3 protein-coding genes are annotated in these 1,029 nt (G+C 69.3%); all 3 read right to left on the bottom strand.

What is annotated here, in order from left to right; all coding sequences use genetic code 11:
• Positions 1 to 54: 54 nt before the first annotated feature.
• The 3 genes from AB1207_RS24465 to AB1207_RS24455 all read right to left on the bottom strand — a co-directional run bounded on the left by AB1207_RS24465 (position 55) and on the right by AB1207_RS24455 (position 890).
• Positions 55 to 243, bottom strand: a complete 189-nt coding sequence (locus tag AB1207_RS24465; RefSeq protein WP_367641449.1) for a hypothetical protein — start codon at positions 241 to 243, stop codon at positions 55 to 57.
• Positions 240 to 539 (bottom strand): hypothetical protein, encoded by a 300-nt coding sequence (locus AB1207_RS24460; RefSeq protein ID WP_367641447.1) that lies wholly within the window; start codon positions 537 to 539, stop codon positions 240 to 242. The genes AB1207_RS24465 and AB1207_RS24460 overlap by 4 nt, the downstream gene beginning before the upstream one ends.
• Positions 540 to 611: 72 nt before the next feature.
• Positions 612 to 890, bottom strand: a complete 279-nt coding sequence (locus AB1207_RS24455) for a hypothetical protein (protein ID WP_367641445.1) — start codon at positions 888 to 890, stop codon at positions 612 to 614.
• Between the last annotated feature and the right edge of the window lie 139 nt (positions 891 to 1,029).

Raw genomic sequence — 1,029 nt, 5'->3', positions numbered from 1 at the left:
ACTTCACGGTCATCCCGCGGTGCGCGCGACGGCACAGCTACCTTCCCGCCGAGGTCAGACCCTCTCCTCGTCGAGACGGAATCCGTAGTCGGTGTCGGCCAGCCACTGCAGCAGTGAGTCACCGTCATCGGCCCACACGTCCCAGCCGTGCCCGGCTCCGGTCAGGTACAGGTGCCACCCCCGTGGGTCCCGATCGTCGGGCTCGACGTGCAGCGTGTCGCCGGCCCACCGACCGGTGGTCACCGTTCCCGTACGCGCACGGCGCTGCAGATCCACTCCGGCAAGACCGTCGATTCCTCGACGACGGGTCGGCTCAGCGGCGCACCGGCCGCGAAGGTGAAGCCGGGGGCTGCCGCGCGGCACGGCTGGGCGGGGGCGTCGGGGTCCTCGTGCCCGATCTCGTACAAGCAGTCGTCGCAGCCCTCGGCGGGGTCGTGCCCACGCCAGTCGTGGCGGCAGTGCGGGCAGTCGCCGTAGAACGCCCGCGCTGCCTGCTCGGCGCGCCGGCGGTCCCGTCGCCGTCTGAGGTGGCTGAACACCAGATCACTGTGTCAGGACAACCGCGCGGTCATCTCGCCGTCCGTGACGTCGCGAGACGGGCAAAGGCGGTCTCAGGCCAGCTCCGCAGGCCCACCGACGTCTCCTTGATACTCACGCCCAGTGTCGAAGAACCGGTCCAGATAGGCAGCCGGCGGCAGATCGCTCGTCCGCATCAGGCTAAACACCTCAGCCCCGTCCGACGGCTTATCGGACAGCGCGTACGCCTGGGCAAGCCCCAGGTAATCGGTCACCCGCTCTGGCTCCCAGGTCGTCTCGCGTGCGTAGGTCCATGCCTCCGCTTCGGCCTTCTCGATGGCCCGTTCCACGTCGGTGTCCCGCCAGAGCGTCACGCGTTCCTCGTATACGACCTCACCGGGGTCCTCAGCCTGGCTGCGGAAGATGCAGCGGACAGCGACCCACCCAGAGCTCTCCATACGGGCAGCGTCTCAGAGGGGTCGCCGGGCTCCTGCGACTTCACGGTCATCCCGC

This window comes from Kineococcus endophyticus (genome assembly GCF_040796495.1).
Lineage (GTDB): Bacteria > Actinomycetota > Actinomycetes > Actinomycetales > Kineococcaceae > Kineococcus > Kineococcus endophyticus.
The sequence above is the reverse complement of the archived record's forward strand: the minus strand, read 5'-3'. Positions and strand labels throughout refer to the sequence as shown.